The organism is Microbacterium sp. SLBN-111 (assembly GCF_049739645.1).
GTDB lineage: Bacteria > Actinomycetota > Actinomycetes > Actinomycetales > Microbacteriaceae > Microbacterium.
This window is the reverse complement of the sequence record NZ_JBMGQH010000001.1, coordinates 485186-502777: the sequence shown is the minus strand read 5'-3', so window position 1 is coordinate 502777 and position 17592 is coordinate 485186. Positions and strand designations below refer to the sequence as shown.

Here is a 17592-nt window from a genome sequence, read left to right as displayed (position 1 = left end):
TCATAGGTCACATGTATGATCTAATGAGAGCGCGCCGCATCGCGGTGAGTCGTCAACGACGTCGACCATGTGAGGACTGGAAATGGCAACACAGCACCGTCGCTTCATCCGTTTCGCCCGATTCGGAGCCTTGGCCCTGGCGGGGGTGACCGCGGTCGCGCTGAGCGCCTGCAGCCCCGGTGCCGGTGGCGGAGACACCTCCCTCGGCTTCACGCAGGCCGAGCAGGAGGCCGGCAGCCCCATCACGGTATGGGTGGATGCCACTCGCGAGCCGATCATCGATGCCTTCAAGAAGGCGCACCCCGACGTCCAGATCAACGCCGAGACGTACGACGGCAACGCCAGCGGTTCGGCGAGCCTCCAGACGCGCATCGCGCTGTTCGACCAGGCCGGTGAGGGCTGGCCCGACGTGGTGTTCTCGACGCAGAACAACGACGCGTCGTGGGCCTCGAAGGAGTCCAACGGCCAGCAGGCGTTCGCCGCCCCGGTGAACAAGGGCTGGTTCGACGACGACTTCCTCGCCGGGTTCACGCCGGGATCCCTCGACCCCCTGACCATCGACGGCACCACCTACGGGCTGCGCAACGACCTCGCCCAGGTCGTGTTCTGGTACGACAAGTCGCTGTTCGACCAGTTCGGCTACCAGGTGCCCACCACGTGGGAGGAGTACGAGCAGCTGAGCGACCGCGTCGCCCAGGAGCACCCCGGCTACCTGCTGGGCTCGGTCGGTGACGGCTTCCTCGGGTCGTACGTCTACTACTGGGGTGCGCAGGCGCCGATCTTCCAGCTCGACGGCAACGACTTCACGTCCGACTTCGGGGCCGAGAACTCGAAGAAGATGACGGACCTGCTCGACCACATGGTGGCGAACAAGACACTGTCGACCGCCTCGGTGTTCGGTTCCGACTTCATCCAGCAGGCGCAGGGCAAGGTCCTCGGCATGCCGGGACCCGTGTGGTTCACGGGCGCGCTGTTCCAGAACCCGGACAGCCTCAACGTCCCCGCTGGCCAGCTCGGGGCGGGCACCCCGCTGCACTGGGAGGGCGAGGACGTCGGGACCGGCAACGTCGGCGGCGGCACGTGGCTCGCATCGAGCCACTCGAAGAACCTGGATGCCGTGAAGACCTTCATGGAGTTCGCCACCAGTTCCGACGAGTACCAGGTCGACCTCGCGCCCGGATACCCGGCGTACGCTGCGGCGGGCGAGAAGTGGATCGCCAAGCAGGCCGCGGACGGCTACTTCGTCGGCGACTTCGAGAAGAACGTGATCGACGCCGCCGGTCAGGTGTGGAGCGGATGGGGCTTCCCGAGCTTCAGCGCCGAAACCGCCTACAGCAAGGTCGTGCTGCCGGCGCTCGCCGCGGGCAAGTCCATCGGTGACGTCACCGCCGACTGGCAGGCCGAGATCCTGAACGAAGCCCAGGTGCAGGGCTACACCGTCACTCGCTGACCCTGCTCGATCCCACGAAAGGCCAGGCCATCGTCACTTCCACGATGACGCCCCTCTCCGCCGGCGCGGAAACGCGCCGGCGGGGAGGCGAGCAACGGCGTCGAAACCCGAACCGTTCCCAGTCGGCGATGGCGTACGCCTTCAGCTCGGGGTACGGCATCCTGCTGCTGCTGTTCGGCCTCGGCCCGGCCCTGTACGCGGTGTATCTCGCGTTCACCAAGGCGGGGAGCTTCGCCGGCTTCGACAACTTCGCCCGCGTCTTCGGCGACTACCGCTTCTGGCCGGCGGTCCAGCACGTGTCGGCGTACCTGGTGATCTGGTTGATCTTCCAGATCGTGTTCGTCGTGCTGCTCGCGCTGATCGTGCACAACTTCGCGTCGCGGTGGCTCTCCACCTCGGTGAGGTTCGTCTACTACATCCCGGGAGCGCTCGCGGGAGCGTCCAGCGTCCTGCTGTGGCTGTTCCTGCTCGATCCCAGCGTGAGCCCGGTGTCCGGCATCCTGCGAGGCCTCGGTTTCGACTCCTTCGTGGCCACCGTCTCGCTCGACAACCTGCCCGTGATCTTCACGATCGTCTCGTTCTGGACGGGCGCCGGCCAGTGGATCGTCATCATGTACGGCGCCCTGAACAACATCAGCCCCGAGATCATGGAGGCGTCCCGCATCGACGGCGCCGGGCCGATCCAGACCGCCTGGTACATCCAGCTGCCGCTGCTGCGGAAGTGGATCTCGTACATGGTCGTGATGTCGATCGCCGCGGGAAGTCAGCTCTTCGTCGAGCCGCGCGTGCTCTCGCAGGCGAGCAAGGGCGTCGTCCCGCAGGACTACTCGCTGAACCAGCTCGCCTACCTCTACGCCTTCCGGCAGAACGACTTCAACGGTTCGGCCGCGATCTCCCTCATCCTTCTGGCCGTCGCCCTGATCCTGGCTGCCTTCTTCGTCTTCCGAGGAGGACTCTTTGAGCGCGACTGAAACCGCGACCCTGCTGCGCGCCGACGAGCGCGCCCTGGCCGCCCGTACGCGTCGCCGGCGCTTGACGCCCGGCGAATGGCTCGGTCGAGCCCTCGTCGTCGCGATCGCCCTGTTCTTCGTCGTGTTCTTCCTGCTGCCGCTCGTCTGGCTGCTGCTGGCGCCGACGAAGACCCCGCGCGAGCTCCTCCTGAACGGCCCCTTCGATTTCGGGGCCTTCTCGACCCTCGCCGACAACTGGAATGCCCTGATGGCCTTCCAGAACGGCATCGTCTGGACGTGGCTCGGCAACGCCGCGCTGTACACCGGCGGCGCGCTGATCCTGACGCTGCTCGTGACCATTCCCGCCGGTTACGCCCTCGCGATGATCGACTTCCGGCTGCGGCGCACGCTGCTGGCGGTGACCCTCGTGGTCATGCTCATCCCGAGCACGGCCCTCGTGCTGCCGACCTTCCTCGAGTTGAGCGCGGTGCGGCTGATCGGCAATCCGCTCGCCGTGATCCTGCCCTTCTCGTTCTTCCCCTTCGGCGTGTACCTGACGTACATCTACTTCTCCACGAGCATCTCGAAGGACCTCCTGGATGCCGCCCGCATCGACGGCGCGGGGGAGTGGCGGGTCTTCTGGCGCGTCGCCATGCCGCTGGCGACCCCGGTCATCGCGCTCGTCGGCTTTTTCAACGTCGTGGGGAACTGGAACAACTACTTCCTGCCGTTCGTCATGGTGCCGGGGCGTCGCGCTCCGATCCAGGTCGGCCTGGCCGAGCTGCTCTCCAACGTGCCGCTGTTCAACCCGACGTCGGCGGGGTCGGTGACGATCGAGCTCCCCGTGCTCGCGCTCGCGACGCTGGTGTCGGTGCTGCCGGTGCTGATCATCTTCCTGTTCTCGCAGCGCTTCCTCGTGACCGGCATGACCGCCGGCGGGACGAAGGAGTGAGCGTGCTGCGGGTGGGGATGATCTGCCGCATGGTGCCGGAGAAGCGCGAGGAGTACCTCGCCCTCCACCGCGCGGTGTGGCCCGGCGTGGAGCAGACACTCCGCGAGGGGAACATCCGCAACTTCACGATCTTCGTCCGCGGGGACGTGCTGTTCGGCTCCTACGAGTACGTCGGCGACGATCTCGCCGCCGACGACGCGAAGATGGCCGCCGACCCGGTGACGCAGGAGTGGTGGGCCCTCACCGGTCCCTGTCAGGTGCCGTTCGACGACGACGGGTCGGAGCCGAACTGGCAGATCATGACCGAGGCGTGGCACCTGGACTGACCCCGATGCCGGTGCGCTGAGCGCTCCCGAGCGGTGACCGTCGGGTGCGCTCAGCGCTCGCGCGCGGTCGGGAAGCGGCGGCGTTGCCACGCGTCGAGGATGTGCGCCCGCATCGCGGCTTCGGCCGCGACCGGGTCGCCGGCCGCGATGGCGTCGTGGACGCGCCGGTGCTCCTCGAGCGTGATGTGGAACGCGTCGGTGGACTGGTTGCCGACGAAGCGCGCGGACTGGCGCGCGCGCGAGAACAGGATCTTCGTGATGCTGCTCGCCAGCTCGTTGCCGGACAGCGTCATGACGAGGAAGTGGAAGTCGAGGTCGGCGTCGGGGAAGACCTCGGGGTCTTCGACCGACTCCTCCATACGCGCCAGGGATGCCGTGATCTGAGCGATCTGCTCCGGCGTGCCGTGCTGGGCGGTCGCCGCGGACATCGACCCTTCGAGGGCGGCGCGGATCACCGAGATCTCGTCGAGCACGCCGAGCGAGGAATCGTTCTCCAGCAGCACGGCGAGGACCACGGGATCGAGGACGTTCCACGACGTCTTGGGCTGCACGGTCGTGCCGCGACCGGGGGCGACGCTGATGAGCCCCTTCTCCTCGACTCGCTTCACCGACTCGCGGATGACCGTCCGGCTGACGGCGAAATGCTGGGCCAGCTTCTCCTCGGGCGGCAGCGTGTCGCCGGGGGGAACGTCACCCTTGACGATCGCCTCGACCAGGTCGTGCACCACGGCGACCCCGAGCCGGGCGGTCGGCGTGCGCGGCGTCGAGCTGCGCAGGGCCGACGTGATGCCGGTGGGCGCGGTCTCCTCACTCATGCGGTCAGCCTAGTCGCGCGTGATCTGGCCTTCGGGCCGCTCGTCGCGGTCGGCTTCGGGCACGAGCCGGAGTCCCGCGCGGTCGGGGCGCACGTGCGGCCCGGCGCCGACGAGCCAGCTCGCCCCGCGGTCGCCGCCCTCGGCGATGAGGGCCTCGTCGACGCTCACGCCGTGTCCGGGAGTGTCGCCGAGGACGATGCCGCCGTCGGCGAAGTGCTGGTCGATCCGCAGACCGAACGGTGCTCCGAGGTCCTGCACCTCGGCGCTCAGGTGGTTCGGGGACCGCGAGAGCGGCGTGGGCCACGGCCTGGTTCGCGGTCACCCCGACGGGGCTGATCGGAAGGTCGCGCCCGTGCGCGAGGATGGCGACGCGGAGGAAGTGCGTCACGCCCCACGTGCACCCCACCTGCACGACGTCGACGCCCCCGGCATCCATGATCGGACGGAACTGCTCGAGGCCCGAGAGGTTCTCGCCCGTGGCGACGGCGGCGCGGATGCTGCGGGAGAGCCGTGCGTGACCCTCGGCGTCCCACCGCCGCAGGGGCTCCTCGACCCACGTCAGGTCGATGTCGCGCTCGAGCTCGCTGATGTAGCGAACGGCCTGCTTGAGGTTCCACGACTCGTTCGCGTCGAACATCACCGCCGGTCGGCGGGAGTTGCGGCCCATGGCGTCGCGCACGATGTGCAGGCGACGACGGTCGGCGTCGAGGTCGCGCCCGCCCTTGAGCTTGCCGCTGCTGAAGCCGAGGTCGGCCATCTGCGCGTAGAACGCGGCGAGCTCCTCGTCGGAAAGGGCGATGTCGAGGCCGGAGGCGTACCCGGTGACGAAGCGGTCGCGACCCCCGAGCAAGCGCCACAGGGGTTCGCCGGCGGCCTTGGCCTTGATGTCCCACAGCGCCATGTCGAACGCGCCGATGCTGCCGAACGTGGCGCCGGCGTGACCGGCCTTGAAGACCCGGGCGAGCATGCGGTCGTAGAGTGCGGTCACTGCACGCGGGTCCTGGCCCTCGATGGCGGGGAAGAGACGGGCGAGATCGGCGACGTGCCCCGTGCCGACACCGGTGATGCCGGCATCGGTGTCGACCAGCACGACCGCTTCCTCGGTGATGCCCGACGCGATGTGCCCGTTCACGTCGCCGATGGGGCGTCCCCATTCGCGGAACGTGCGGAGCACGCGGTAACCGGTGACCTTCATATCGCCCTTGACTTTCCTGCTGGAGGGGCTCAACACGAACCCTCAAAGAACATACATCATATGTTACTGTTTCGATCGGAGCGACAGATACGACGTTCCCTGACGGAGGCGAAGATGCAGACGCGATCGACGGCGAGGACGCCGGTCCTGACCGAGATCGGTTTCGGCGGGGCGCAGATCGGGAACCTGTCCCGCGAGGTCGACGACGCCACCGCGCGCGGAGCCGTCGACGGGGCGTGGGAGGCCGGCATCCGGTACTTCGACACGGCCCCGCACTACGGACTCGGACTTTCCGAGCGCCGGCTCGGCGCGGCTCTGCGTGATCGTCCGCGCGACGAGTACGTCCTGTCGACGAAGGTCGGCCGGCTCCTCGTCGACTCGCCCGACACCGCCGACCACCCAGACGACGACGGGTTCGCGGTGCCGGCGTCGGTCGTGCGACGGTGGGACTTCTCGCGCGACGGCATCCTGCGCTCGGTCGAGGAGAGCCTGACCCGCCTCGGGCTGGACCGCATCGACATCGCGTACCTGCACGATCCGGATGAGCACTGGGATGCCGCCTCGACCACCGGCGTCGGCGCGCTCATCGAACTGCGCGACCAGGGCGTTGTGTCGGCCATCGGCGCGGGCATGAACCAGGCGGCGATGCTCGCCGACTTCGTCGAGAGGTGCGAGGTCGACATCGTGATGGTCGCCGGCCGGTACACGCTGCTCGACGACGCGGCGGCCGATCGGCTGCTGCCCCTCGCGGCCGAACGCGGCGTCGGGGTGGTGGCGGCGGCCGTGTACAACTCCGGGCTGCTCAGCGTTGCCCGCCCCGCACCCGGCGCGAGCTACGACTACACGAGCGCCCCGGATGCGCTGATCGAACGCGCGCACCGGATCGCCGACGTCTGCGAGCGCTACGGCGTGGATCTGCCCTCGGCCGCGCTCGCGTACCCGCTGCGGCGTCCGGAGGTGGTGTCCGTCGTGGTGGGCGTGCGGTCGCGCGCGCAGGCCGAATCGACGCTCCAGCGCTCCCTCGCCACGGCACCCGAGGAGATGTGGCGAGAGCTTTCCGCGGCGGGACTCGTCGCGGCATGACGCGAGCGCGAACCGCGCACGCCACGACCGGACGGAAGGACGCTGACGCATGAGATTCGCACGACGGGGAGCCCCCGGCTCCGAGCGGGTGATCGTCGAGATCGACGGCGGGAGCTACCTCGTCCCTCCCGAGCTCGGCGACCTGAATGGCCGCTTCCTCAAGGACGGTGCGCTCGAGCGCCTGGCCGGGATGGATGCCTCGACCCTCAGCCCGTACGACCCCACCGGCGACGAGCGGTGGGCGGCTCCGATCGCCCAGCCCGGCAAGGTCGTGTGCGTGGGGCTGAACTACCGTGATCACGCGGCCGAGACCGGCGCCGCGATACCTGCGGAGCCCGTCGTGTTCATGAAGGACCCCTCGACCGTCGTCGGACCCTTCGATGACATCCTCATCCCGCGCGGCTCGGTGAAGACGGACTGGGAGGTCGAGCTCGGCGTCGTCATCGGCCGCGCCGCGCGCTACCTCGACTCGGTCGAGAGCGCCGCCGACTGCATCGCCGGGTACGTCCTCTCGCACGATGTCAGCGAGCGCGAGTTCCAGCTCGAGCGCGGCGGGCAATGGGACAAGGGCAAGAGCTGCGAGACGTTCAACCCGTGCGGACCGTGGTTCGTCCCGGCATCCGAAATCCGGGATCCGCAGGCGTTGCGGCTCTGGGCGAGCGTCAACGGCGAGACGCGTCAGGACGGCACGACGGCCGACATGGTGTTCTCCGTGCACGAGATCGTGCGGTACCTGTCGCAGTTCATGGTGCTTCGACCGGGCGACCTCATCAACACGGGTACCCCGGCCGGAGTGGGGCTCGGGATGCCGACTCCCGTCTACCTCCGCGAGGGCGACGTCGTGGAGCTCGGGATCGACGGACTCGGCACCGCCCGGCAGCGGATGGTGCAGGCATGACCGCCGGGCCGCTCGACGGACTCGTCGCCGTGGTCACCGGCGCGGGGTCGGGCATCGGCCTCGCTACCGCCGAACTGCTGCGCGATCGCGGCGCCAAGGTGTGGAGCCTCGACGCGGCGGAGGGCGATGCCGTTCCCGGCATCCCTCGCCTTCGGTGCGATGTGCGTGACGCCGCGTCGGTCGCCGCGGCGGTCGCCGAGGTGGCCGCCGCTCACGGCCGGATCGACGTGCTGGTCAACAACGCCGGGATCAGCGCCGTCGGAACCGTCGAGGCCTTCGACGAGGCCGAGTGGGCGCGCGTCCTCGACGTCAACGTCGTCGGAATGGCCCGCGTCAGTGCCGCGTGCCTGCCGTGGCTGCGGCGCTCGGAGCACGCCGCCATCGTCAACGTCTGCTCGATCGCGGCGCTGAACGGTCTGCCCGAGCGCGCCCTGTATTCGGCATCCAAGGGAGCCGTCTACGCACTCACGCTGGCCATGGCCACCGACCACGTGCGCGAAGGTATACGGGTGAACGCCGTCAGCCCCGGAACCGTCGAGACGCCGTTCGTCACGCGGATGCTGGAGGGCTTCGCCGACCCGGTCGCCGAACGTCGGGCTCTCGAAGCGCGGCAGGCGACACGGCGGCTGGTGCAGCCGGAAGAGGTCGCGCGGGCGATCGCGTACCTCGTCGACCCGGATGCCACGTCGACCACCGGCACGATCCTCGATGTCGACGGCGGCGTGACGCGTCTGCGCGTGCGAGCCGAGTCATGATCGACTCCCACGTCCACCTCTGGGACCCCGGCGTGCTGACCTACGAGTGGCTCGAGGGGTCGCAGCTGCGACGCCCGATGCTGCCCGCGGAGTACGACCGCGGGGGAGTCGGGGTCGACGGCGCGGTGTTCGTTCAGGCCGCGGACGGCCCGTCCGATCCGGTGGCCGAGGCGCGGTGGGTCGACGGGCTCGACTGGCCCGAGCTCGTGGCGATCGTCGCGAATGCCGACCTCGGGTCCCGTGCCGTGGACCTGCAGCTCGAGGCCCTCGCGGCGATTCCCCGCGTGACGGGGGTGCGGCATCTGCTGCAAGACCTGGCCGTCGACGCCTTCCCCGCGCTGGCGCCCGGACTCGCCGCGCTTGCCGCCCGCGGAGGGACGTTCGACGCGTGCCTCCGCCACGCGCAGCTGCCGGCGCTGATCGCGCTGTTGCGCGGGGTGCCGGAGCTGACGGTCGTGGTCGACCACGTCGCCAAGCCGCCGATGGGCGAGGGCATCGACAGTGCCGCCGGGGCGGCGTGGGCGCGGTCGCTCGCGCTGCTGGCGGAGCGGCCGAAAACTTTCGTGAAGCTGTCGGGACTCACCGGCGAGGCGCGCGACACCGCGGAGGTCGAGCGTCACGCCCCCGCGTTCCTCGCGCACACCGTCGAGGTCTTCGGCCCGGAGCGGGCGATGATCGCCAGCGACTGGCCCGTGAGCTCGCACTTCGGAGCCGGCGGTTCGTTCGCGGACTGGGTGGAGCTGGTGCGGGCCGTGGTCCCGGCCGAGGGCTGGGACGAGGTCGCCGAGGGCGCCGCCCGGCGCGCCTACCTGCCGGGCGGACAGCCCGCGCTCGCCCGCGGCTGACGGCGGCTGCGGGGGTTTCGGTCGCGTCGGCCTGCGGCCGCTGGGGTTTCAGTGTCCAAGACACGCGGACCGTGCCGAGTGGCATCCGCGTGTCTTGGACACTCAACTCAACGTCGCCGCCGCGAACACCGAGTGTCCAAGACACGCCGCATCGCGCGGCCGCCCAGCGGCGTGTCTTGGACACTCAACCTGACGGCGCGGGCGTGAGGGGCGCGGGGGAACCCGGGAGGCGCGCCGGCGTTCACGTGCGGCTGACGCGTGGGGTGCGGCCGCTGGGGTTTCAGTGTCCAAGACACGCGGACCGTGCCGCGTGGCATCCGCGTGTCTTGGACACTCAACTCAACGTCGCCGCCGCGAACACCGAGTGTCCAAGACACGCCGCAGCGGGACACCGCCGCAGCGCGAACGCCGAGTGTCCAAGACACGCCGCACCGCGCGGCCGCGCAGCGGCGTGTCTTGGACACTCGACGGGGGAGGACCGCCGCAGCGTGCGCGCCGGCGCTGCCACAGGCACCCGCGCAGCGACCCCGTGCCCCTACTGCGGCAGGCTCGCGCGCAAGCGCCGGGTCACCTCGGCCGCCGGCATGCGGCGGGGGAAGGCCGCGACGATGAGGTCGTCGCCGGCGGCGTCCTCGCCGTCGGGGTGCACGCCGTAGCGGCGGAGCACGTCGTCGAGGGCACGGCGGAGAGTGGATGCCGGCACCCGAGCGCCGCGCATGAGGCGGCGCAGCACGTGGTTGTGCACGGCGGTGACGAGGGCGGCGAAGCCGACGGCATCCAGGGGGTCGAGGCCGGGAAGCGACTCGCGCAGGTACTGGTCGAAGAGGCGTTCGTACTGGAACACCGTGACGATCTCGCGGTCGCGCAGCGCGGGTTCCTCGCGCACGATCGCGTACCGGCGCCGCGCGAGCTCGGGGTCGGCGGCGAAGTGCCGGAACACGCGCATCGACGCGTCGCACACCGCGGCCCACGGGTCGGGGTGCGGCTGCGACAGGAACGTGCGCGTCTCGTCGAGGAGCACCTCGTGGTCGGCGAACACGACGTCTTCCTTGCCGCCGAACTGCCGGAAGAAGGTCGACCGCGACACTCCCGCCGCCTGCGCGATCTGCTCGACTGACGTCTGGTCGTAGCCGCGCTCGGCGAAGAGCGCGATCGCGGCGGCCACGACGGCGGTGCGGCCGGGAGGGGCGGGGGCGTCGGTCATGACGGGAAGCCTAGGGGAGCCGCGGCCTCTCGACAGTTGTCGGGTGCCTCGCCGCGGAGAGTGTCGTACGTTCGGGCGGCGGGGTGGGCGGACCGATGGGAGAACGCATGGCACATCGGACCGGCGCCAGCGGTGGGGCGTGGGCGCCGTTCGCCCACCCCGCGTTCCGCAACCTGTGGCTCGCGCAGCTGGGTTCGAACATCGGCAGCTGGATGCAGTCGGTCGGTGCGCAGTGGTTCCTCCTCGAGGCGACGCACTCGTCGGCGCTCGTGGCGTGGGTGCAGACGGCATCCCTTCTTACCCGTTCTGCTGCTGTCGCTGGTCGCGGGCGTTCTCGCCGACGGCGGCGATCGGCGGCGCCTGCTGATCGTGCTGTCGGCGGCATCCACGGTCGCCGCGAGTGCCCTGTGGGTGCTCGAGGCAGTGGGCGCGCTCGCACCGTGGTCGCTGCTGCTCATGACGTTCGTGCTCGGATGCATCGCCGCGCTGTCGAACCCGGCGTGGCAGGCGATCCAGCCCGATCTCGTGCCGCGCGCCGAGATCCCGGCGGCCGCGTCGCTGTCGGGTATCACGGTCAACGGCGCGCGGGCGATCGGTCCCGCGCTCGCGGGCGTGCTGGTCAGCCTCGGCGGTCCCGCGTTGGTGTTCGGGCTCAACGCCGTTTCGTTCGTCGGCGTCGTCGCGGTGCTCGCGAGATGGAGACCGGATGCCACGCCCCCGCGCCCCGCGCGCGAGCGGTTCCTGCCGGCGGCGGCCGCGGGCATCCGCTACGTGCGGTCAGCGCCGGGGGTGCGGCGAATACCTGCTGAGGTCGGGGTTGTTCGTGATCCCCGCGTCGGTGCTCTGGGCGCTCCTCCCCGACGTCGCGAACGCGCACCTCGGCCTCGGCTCGGCCGGGTACGGTCTGCTCCTCGGCGTGCTGGGCGTGGGCGCGGTGCTCGGGGTGTTCGTGATGCCGGTGCTCCGGCGGCGCCTGTCGGACTCGTGGATCCTCGCCGGCTCCGCCGCGGTCTACGCCGTGGGCCTCGCGGTTCCCGCGACGGGGTCGCTGCCCGCGGTGGTCGTGGCGTTCGTCTTCGTGGGCACCGCGTGGATCGCCACGGTCACCAACCTCAACGCCGCGCTGCAGCTGACGCTCGCCTCGTGGGTGCGGGCGCGCGGGATGGGCATCTACCTGCTGGTGTTCATCGGCGGACAGGGCGTCGCGTCGTTCTTCTGGGGCGCGCTCGCGCAGGCGATCGGGTCGCTCGCGTGCTTCCTCATCGGTGCGGCGCTGCTGGCGCTCGTCGCCGCGAGCGTGCCCCTGTTGCCGCTGCTCCCGTCGACCGGGCGCCTCGACCGAACGGTCGTCGCGCTCGCCTCGGCGGCGCCGACGCTCGTCTTCCTCCCCGGTCCCGCGGACGGTCCGGTCGCGATCACGGTCACCTACACCGTGCAGCCGGGCGACGAGACGGAGTTCGTCGCGGCGATGGCGGCGGTGGAACGCTCACGCCGCCGCACCGGCGCGAGCGACTGGCGCCTCGACCGCAGTGGGGAGCGCGAGAACGTCTACCGCGAGGAGTTCGTCGTGCCGTCGTGGGGCGAGTTCACGCGCGCGTCGGTCGAGCGGTGGACGGGGTACGACCGGGAGGTCCTGGATGCCGCGATCGAACTGACCGTGGGGGAGCCGGTCGAGGAGCACTACTTCCCGGTCCGCTGATCACTCGCCGGGCGGCGGAGTCACGCCGAGGTCCTCATCCAACTGCTCCTCGTCGAGCGCGTCGCCGGGGACGGGCGTGCGGAACGGGGGCGTCGCCGTCGAGGCGGGAAGCGTCTCTCCCTCGGCGCCGTCGTCGAACAGCACGTCGACGTCGTGGTCGATGTCGATCTCGCGCGGGTCTTCCTCGGTCCCGTCCCGATGCACGGGCAGAAACGGATCGCTCATCGACACGGTCGTGTCCCCTCTCGGCGGTCGTGGTCCGACGCGGCTCAGCCTAGTTCCGGGGCGCCCCGAAACGCCCGGGGTCGCAACGAGTCGGAGGTGACCCCGCGTGGACCACCCTGGGACGCGCTCACACCCCCACGCCCTCCCGCGCGAGCAGCTCGCTGATCCGCCCGACGCATCCGCCGCAGCCGGTTCCCGCACGCGTGGATGCCTTGACGCAGGCGACCGTCGGCTCGCCGGCCGCGACCGCCTCGCGAATGGCGCCGGCGCTGACGCCGTTGCACCAGCACACCGTGGCATCCGCCGCGAAGGGGTCGCCGACCGCGGGCATCCCGACGTCCGGCGCGTCCAGCCGGAGGAACGACGACCGGTCGGCCGGCAGCTCGGACCCGCGTTCGAACAGCAGGGTGAGTTCGGCGCCGGTGCGTGGCATCCCGACCGCGACGAAACCGGTCAGAACGCCGTCGGCCGTCACGAGTTTGACGTACGCGCCGCGGGCCGGGTCGGCCCACAGTGTGACCTGGGGTCCGGAGCAGGAGGGGGCGTGGGGGAACGGGTCGGCGTCGACCGCGCCGCCGGCGACGACGTCGATGCCCTCGGCTTTAAGCATCACGACGCCCGGGCGTTCGGCGGCGCCGGGCCCAGCGACCCCCGTCGACAGCAGCGCGGCCAGCTGGTCGGCCTGGCGCCAGCCGGGGCCGATGAGTCCGCTCGGGCCGCCCGTGACGCGGCCCTCCGACGACGGATCCGCGACGTGCGCGCAGTCGCCGATGGCGAAGACGTCGGGGTCGGTCCACGTCCGCGAGTCGGCGTCGACGAGCACGCCGGTCGCGGTGGCGAGGCCGGCGAGGGATGCCACCTCCGTCCGCGCCGCCACCCCGCACGACAGCACGAGCAGGTCGCCCGCGAGCACCCGGCCGTCCGCGCAGACGAGGGCGTCGAACCACGCGCGTCCGTGGTCGTCGTAGCGGAAGTCGATGCTCTCGGCCCGGGCGTGGTGCTGCATCTCGACGCCCGCCGCGACGGCCGCGGCGGCGAGCACGCGCCCGCCGTTCTCATCGAGCGTGCGATTCATCGGCGCGGGGGAGTGATACGCCACGGTCACCGCCGCGCCCGCCTCGGCCGCGGCGAGGGCGAACTCCATGCCGAGCACTCCGGCGCCCAGCACGACGATCCGCTGCCCCGCCCGCACGGCCGCGCGCACCTGCTCGGCGTCGGCGAGATCGCGCAGCGCCACGACCCCGCGGGGGAGCGGCGCCGCACCGTGGTCGAGCGCGGCGGGTGCCCCGGGCGCGGCCCGGCGATCCCGGTGCGCACGTTCGAGCCCGGCCAGGGTCGGCACGTTCGCGCGGGCACCGGTGGCGAGCACGAGTCGGTCGTATGGCATCCCCTCGCCGTCGTGGAGGCGCACCGCGCGGGAGTGGCGGTCGATCCCGACCACAGCGCTGCCGAGATGGAACCGCACGCCGGCGTCTTCGGCGACGCGGCGGTCGGCGAGGTCGAGGCGCTCGCGGCCGGCGCGGCCGACGGCGTATTCGGCGAGCAGGACGCGGTTGTAGACGTCGTGCGTCTCGGCGCCGACGACGGTGAGGTCGATGCGTCCGTCGCGGACCGCGGGGAGCAGCCCCTCGACGAGTCGCGCTCCGACCGGTCCGTATCCGACCAGAACCACCCGCTCAGACATGCGCGCTCCCCTCGATCGACAGCCGCACGCGCGTGCGTTTGAACTCCGGCATCGCGGACGTCGGGTCGACGATCGCCTCGGTGAGCCGGTTGGCGCACTCGTCGCCGGCGTAGTGGAACGGCAGGAACACGGTGTCGTGCCGGATGTCGGTCGTCACGCTCGCCCGCGCCCGCACGGTGCCGCGCGCGTTCGAGACCGCGACGAGATCGCCTTCCCGGATGCCGAGCCCCGACGCCGTCGCCGGATGGATCTCGAGCCGCGCCTCGGGGCGCGCGGCGTTCAGCTCGGGCACCCGTCGCGTCTGCGTTCCGGATTGGTACTGCTGCAGGTAGCGGCCGGTGACGAGGGTCAGTTCGCCGCCGCCGTCGGTGGGCGTCGGGGGCGTGGCATCCACCGGGATGAGACGCGCACGGCCGTCGGGGTGGGCGAAGCGTTCGGTGAACGGACGCGGGGTGCTTCCGGAACGGAACGGCCAGTACGCCTCGACGCCGGTGTCGAGCAGCGCGTGCGACAGGCCCGAGTAGTCGGCGATGCCGCCCTCGGAGGCGCGAGCGAGTTCGTCGAACACCTCGGCCGGTTCGGTCGGCCACGTGGATGCCGCGCCCAGGCGCCGCGCGAGCTCGGCGAGGATCCACAGCTCGCTGCGGGCGCCGTCGGGTCCGGGCAGCGCGCGACGGCGGCGGAGCACACGGCCCTCGAGGGAGGTCATCGTGCCCTCCTCCTCGGCCCACTGCAGGACCGGCAGCACGATGTCGGCCAGCGCGGCGGTCTCGGAGAGGAAGAAGTCGCACACGATCAGCGTGTCGAGGGCCTCGAGTCCGGCGCGCACGGCCTCGACGTCGGGAGCGGACACGACGACGTTCGATCCCGCGACGAGCAGCGTCTTCACCGGCCCACCGAGTTCGCCGAGGAGGGCGGTGGCCGGGATGCCGGCATCCGGGATCTCGTCCGGGTCGATGCCCCACACCCCGGCGACGTGCCGGCGGGCGTCGGGGTCGCGGATCGAGCGGTAGCCGGGGAGCTGGTCGGCCTTCTGCCCGTGCTCGCGGCCGCCCTGGCCGTTGCCCTGCCCGGTGAGCGTGCCGTAGCCCGAGCCCGCGCGGCCGACGAGTCCGAGGACGAGCGCGAGGTTGATCGCGGCCGTGGCGGTCGCTGTGCCGTCGACGTGCTGCTCGACGCCGCGTCCGGTGAGGATGTACGCGCCGCCTTCCGCGAGCCGCCGCGCGGTCTGTCGGAGCAGCGCCACGGGGACGCCCGTCGTCGCGGACGTCCGCTCGGGCCACCACGCGGCGACGCTGCGCCGGACGGCGTCGTACCCGGTCGTGCGCGCATCTATATAGGCGTCGTCGGCCAGCCCCTCGGCGAGCACGATGTGCGTCAGGCCGAGGAGGAGCGGCAGGTCGGTGCCAGGCGCGGGCTGCAGGTGGAGGCCGGCGCCGTCCTCGGTGAGGCGCGCGGTCGCCGACCGGCGCGGGTCGACGACGATCAGTCCGCCGTTCGCGCGCGCCCCGGCGAGGTGCGCGAGGAACGGCGGCATGGTCGCCGCGACGTTGGAGCCGAGCAGCAGGATCGTCCGGGCGTCGTCGAGGTCGGTAACGGGGAAGGGCAGGCCGCGGTCCATTCCGAAGGCCCGATTGGATGCCGCTGCCGCCGACGACATGCAGAAGCGACCGTTGTAGTCGATCCGTGAGGTGCCGAGGGCGACGCGGGCGAACTTGCCGAGCAGGTACGCCTTCTCGTTCGTGAGTCCGCCGCCGCCGAAGATCGCGTTGGCGTCGGGTCCCTGGTTGGCCCGGGTGTCGCGGAACGACGAGGCCGCGGCATCCAGGGCTTCGTTCCACGTGACCTCGGCGAGGGTTCCGTCGGGGCGCCGCATGAGTGGCATCCGGAGTCGGTGGGGGGATGCCAGGAGCTCCGCCGACGTCCAGCCCTTGGCGCAGAGTCCTCCCCGGTTGGTGGGGAAGTCGCGGCCGGTGACCGCCGTCTCGCTGTCGTGGAGGACGGTCATCGCGCACTGCAGCGCGCAGTAGGGGCAGTGGGTGTCGGCGGAGCTCATGGTGTGCATCAGATGCGGACGCCGGTCTTCTTCGACATCGTCAGGTAGACGCCGGCGGTGATCGCGAGGAAGACGACGTACGCGCCGATGAACCACGTGAGCGCGGGGACGTACGAGCCGAACGAGGTCTTCGACAGGCCGAGCAGCTGGGGGATGAAGAACCCGCCGTACGCGCCGATCGCCGAGATGAGTCCGAGGGCTGCGGCGGCCTTGCGCTGCGCGCCGACGCCGTCCTTCGCGCGCAGGGCGAAGATCGTCGGGATCATGCGGTACGTCGAGCCGTTGCCGATGCCCGCGGCCGCGAACAGCACGAGGAAGCAGAGCAGGAAGATCGCGAAGTTCTGCAGCGGCAGGGTGAGGACGACGCTCAGGATGCCGAGACCCATCGCCGTGAACGCGCCGATGGTGATGCGGGTGCCGCCGAAGCGGTCGGCGAGCTTGCCGCCGTAGGGGCGGGCGAGCGATCCGACGAGGGCTCCGAGGAACGCGAGGGTCACCGTGGCCGTGCCGATGGTGAAGCCCTTGAAGTCGGGGAACGTGTCGGCGAGCAGCTTCGGGAAGACGCCCGCGAAGCCGATGAACGAGCCGAAGGTGCCGATGTAGAGGACGGCGAGGATCCACAGGTGCGGCTCTTTCAGAGCGGCGAGGGATGCCGCGATGTCGGCCTTCGCAGCCGAGAGGTTGTCCATGCGGAAGTACGCGCCCGCCATGGCGACGAGGATCAGCGGAACCCAGATGAGCCCCGCGAGAGGGAGGTTCAGCGTCGCCGCGGCACCGACGGTGATGACAATCGGCACGAGGAACTGCGCGACCGAGGCGCCGAGGTTGCCGCCGGCGGCGTTGAGTCCGAGCGCGTAGCCCTTCTGCGCGGCGGGATAGAAGAACGTGATGTTCGCCATCGAGCTGGCGAAGTTGCCGCCGCCGAAGCCCGCGAGAGCGGCGATGAGGAGGAGTACGCCGAAGGGCGTCTGGGGGTTGCTGACGGCGATGGCCAGCCCGATCGTGGGGATGAGCAGGAGACCGGCCGACACGATCGTCCAGTTACGGCCGCCGAAGCGCGGAACCATGAACGTGTAGGGGATCCGCAGAGTCGCCCCGACCAGGCTCGGCATCGAGATGAGCCAGAAGATCTCACCCGTCGACAGCTGGAAGCCTGCCGCAGGCAGCGACACGACCACGACCGACCACAGCTGCCACACCACGAACCCGAGGAACTCGGCGAAGATCGACCACCGCAGGTTGCGGGCGGCGATGGCCTTGCCCACGGTGTTCCACTGCGCGGGGTTCTCGGGGTTCCAGTTGTCGATCCAGCGGCCGGGGCGGTGTTGTAGCTCTTGCGCTGGCGTTGCTGCCGGGGGCGGCGTTGCGGTTTCGGGGCGCGGGTCGGTGACGGTCACGGGGGATCCTCCGGTCGGCAGTGGGGGAGGTGCAGCGCCCCGCATCGACGAGGCGTGC

At 71.0% G+C, this 17592-nt stretch carries 16 protein-coding genes and 2 pseudogenes; 11 read left to right on the top strand and 7 right to left on the bottom strand.

Features of this window, described 5'->3' with window-relative positions; translation table 11 throughout:
* Nucleotides 1–82: 82 nt before the first annotated feature.
* The 4 genes from RKD05_RS02330 (at nt 83) to RKD05_RS02315 (ending at nt 3678) form a co-directional block, all read left to right on the top strand.
* Nucleotides 83–1450, top strand: a complete 1368-nt coding sequence (locus RKD05_RS02330) for an ABC transporter substrate-binding protein (protein ID WP_424707799.1) — start codon at nt 83–85, stop codon at nt 1448–1450.
* A gap of 128 nt (nt 1451–1578) precedes the next feature.
* A complete protein-coding gene (locus RKD05_RS02325; protein WP_424707798.1) occupies nt 1579–2421 on the top strand; it encodes a carbohydrate ABC transporter permease in 843 nt (280 codons plus the stop codon).
* A complete protein-coding gene (locus tag RKD05_RS02320) occupies nt 2408–3352 on the top strand; it encodes a carbohydrate ABC transporter permease (protein WP_424707797.1) in 945 nt (314 codons plus the stop codon). Before RKD05_RS02325 ends, RKD05_RS02320 begins: the two co-directional genes overlap by 14 nt.
* A 2-nt stretch (nt 3353–3354) precedes the next feature.
* Nucleotides 3355–3678, top strand: coding sequence for an L-rhamnose mutarotase (locus tag RKD05_RS02315; RefSeq protein WP_424707796.1), 324 nt, complete (start codon nt 3355–3357; stop codon nt 3676–3678).
* 50 nt (nt 3679–3728) lie between these two features.
* Here RKD05_RS02315 and RKD05_RS02310 read toward each other — a convergent pair whose 3' ends face one another.
* On the bottom strand, nt 3729–4493 hold the full coding sequence (locus RKD05_RS02310) for a FadR/GntR family transcriptional regulator (protein WP_424707795.1): 765 nt from the start codon (nt 4491–4493) through the stop codon (nt 3729–3731).
* Between the two features lie 4 nt (nt 4494–4497).
* Complete coding sequence (locus RKD05_RS02305; RefSeq protein WP_424707794.1) at nt 4498–5688, bottom strand: mandelate racemase/muconate lactonizing enzyme family protein; 1191 nt, start codon at nt 5686–5688, stop codon at nt 4498–4500.
* Nucleotides 5689–5802: 114 nt separating this feature from the next.
* Here RKD05_RS02305 and RKD05_RS02300 point away from each other — a divergent pair, with 114 nt between their 5' ends.
* The 4 genes from RKD05_RS02300 to RKD05_RS02285 are packed head-to-tail and all read left to right on the top strand — an operon-like array spanning nt 5803 to nt 9269.
* Entirely contained in the window at nt 5803–6771 is a 969-nt protein-coding gene (locus tag RKD05_RS02300) for an aldo/keto reductase (RefSeq protein WP_424707792.1), read from the top strand.
* Between the two features lie 49 nt (nt 6772–6820).
* Nucleotides 6821–7669, top strand: coding sequence for a fumarylacetoacetate hydrolase family protein (locus tag RKD05_RS02295; RefSeq protein WP_424707790.1), 849 nt, complete (start codon nt 6821–6823; stop codon nt 7667–7669).
* Nucleotides 7666–8424 carry an SDR family NAD(P)-dependent oxidoreductase gene (locus tag RKD05_RS02290; protein WP_424707789.1) on the top strand — a complete coding sequence of 253 codons (759 nt, stop codon included), beginning with the start codon at nt 7666–7668 and terminating at the stop codon, nt 8422–8424. Before RKD05_RS02295 ends, RKD05_RS02290 begins: the two co-directional genes overlap by 4 nt.
* Nucleotides 8421–9269, top strand: coding sequence for an amidohydrolase family protein (locus RKD05_RS02285; RefSeq protein WP_424707788.1), 849 nt, complete (start codon nt 8421–8423; stop codon nt 9267–9269). Before RKD05_RS02290 ends, RKD05_RS02285 begins: the two co-directional genes overlap by 4 nt.
* Before the next feature lie 535 nt (nt 9270–9804).
* Here the strand turns inward: RKD05_RS02285 and RKD05_RS02280 are convergent.
* On the bottom strand, nt 9805–10473 hold the full coding sequence (locus tag RKD05_RS02280) for a TetR/AcrR family transcriptional regulator (RefSeq protein WP_022880416.1): 669 nt from the start codon (nt 10471–10473) through the stop codon (nt 9805–9807).
* Between the two features lie 95 nt (nt 10474–10568).
* On the opposite strand from RKD05_RS02280, the pseudogene RKD05_RS02275 reads away from it, so the two are divergent.
* The 3 genes and pseudogenes from RKD05_RS02275 to RKD05_RS02265 form a co-directional block, all read left to right on the top strand.
* Nucleotides 10569–10712 (top strand): annotated as a pseudogene (locus RKD05_RS02275) (MFS transporter); the annotation flags it as partial.
* Nucleotides 10699–11211, top strand: a pseudogene (locus RKD05_RS02270) (MFS transporter); the annotation flags it as partial. The pseudogenes RKD05_RS02275 and RKD05_RS02270, both read left to right, overlap by 14 nt.
* Before the next feature lie 85 nt (nt 11212–11296).
* A complete protein-coding gene (locus RKD05_RS02265; protein WP_424707787.1) occupies nt 11297–12172 on the top strand; it encodes an MFS transporter in 876 nt (291 codons plus the stop codon).
* Here RKD05_RS02265 and RKD05_RS02260 read toward each other — a convergent pair whose 3' ends face one another.
* From RKD05_RS02260 to RKD05_RS02245, 4 genes are all read right to left on the bottom strand, one after another.
* Nucleotides 12173–12397: a hypothetical protein gene (locus RKD05_RS02260; protein WP_424707786.1), complete on the bottom strand. Its 225-nt coding sequence runs from the start codon at nt 12395–12397 to the stop codon at nt 12173–12175. It abuts the gene before it with no gap.
* Between the two features lie 127 nt (nt 12398–12524).
* Nucleotides 12525–14081 (bottom strand): FAD-dependent oxidoreductase, encoded by a 1557-nt coding sequence (locus RKD05_RS02255; protein WP_424707785.1) that lies wholly within the window; start codon nt 14079–14081, stop codon nt 12525–12527.
* On the bottom strand, nt 14074–16137 hold the full coding sequence (locus RKD05_RS02250) for a molybdopterin oxidoreductase family protein (protein ID WP_424707783.1): 2064 nt from the start codon (nt 16135–16137) through the stop codon (nt 14074–14076). Before RKD05_RS02250 ends, RKD05_RS02255 begins: the two co-directional genes overlap by 8 nt.
* Nucleotides 16138–16145: 8 nt before the next feature.
* Nucleotides 16146–17534 (bottom strand): MFS transporter, encoded by a 1389-nt coding sequence (locus tag RKD05_RS02245; protein WP_424707781.1) that lies wholly within the window; start codon nt 17532–17534, stop codon nt 16146–16148.
* Nucleotides 17535–17592 lie beyond the last annotated feature (58 nt).

Coding starts and splice junctions, on each gene's coding strand:
- RKD05_RS02255 (WP_424707785.1), bottom strand. CDS start 14,081: ATGTCTGAGCGGGTGGTTCTGGTCGGATACGGACCGGTCGGAGCGCGA.
- RKD05_RS02280 (WP_022880416.1), bottom strand. CDS start 10,473: ATGACCGACGCCCCCGCCCCTCCCGGCCGCACCGCCGTCGTGGCCGCC.
- RKD05_RS02285 (WP_424707788.1), top strand. CDS start 8,421: ATGATCGACTCCCACGTCCACCTCTGGGACCCCGGCGTGCTGACCTAC.
- RKD05_RS02290 (WP_424707789.1), top strand. CDS start 7,666: ATGACCGCCGGGCCGCTCGACGGACTCGTCGCCGTGGTCACCGGCGCG.
- RKD05_RS02325 (WP_424707798.1), top strand. CDS start 1,579: ATGGCGTACGCCTTCAGCTCGGGGTACGGCATCCTGCTGCTGCTGTTC.
- RKD05_RS02295 (WP_424707790.1), top strand. CDS start 6,821: ATGAGATTCGCACGACGGGGAGCCCCCGGCTCCGAGCGGGTGATCGTC.
- RKD05_RS02310 (WP_424707795.1), bottom strand. CDS start 4,493: ATGAGTGAGGAGACCGCGCCCACCGGCATCACGTCGGCCCTGCGCAGC.
- RKD05_RS02330 (WP_424707799.1), top strand. CDS start 83: ATGGCAACACAGCACCGTCGCTTCATCCGTTTCGCCCGATTCGGAGCC.
- RKD05_RS02305 (WP_424707794.1), bottom strand. CDS start 5,688: ATGAAGGTCACCGGTTACCGCGTGCTCCGCACGTTCCGCGAATGGGGA.
- RKD05_RS02250 (WP_424707783.1), bottom strand. CDS start 16,137: ATGAGCTCCGCCGACACCCACTGCCCCTACTGCGCGCTGCAGTGCGCG.
- RKD05_RS02260 (WP_424707786.1), bottom strand. CDS start 12,397: ATGAGCGATCCGTTTCTGCCCGTGCATCGGGACGGGACCGAGGAAGAC.
- RKD05_RS02300 (WP_424707792.1), top strand. CDS start 5,803: ATGCAGACGCGATCGACGGCGAGGACGCCGGTCCTGACCGAGATCGGT.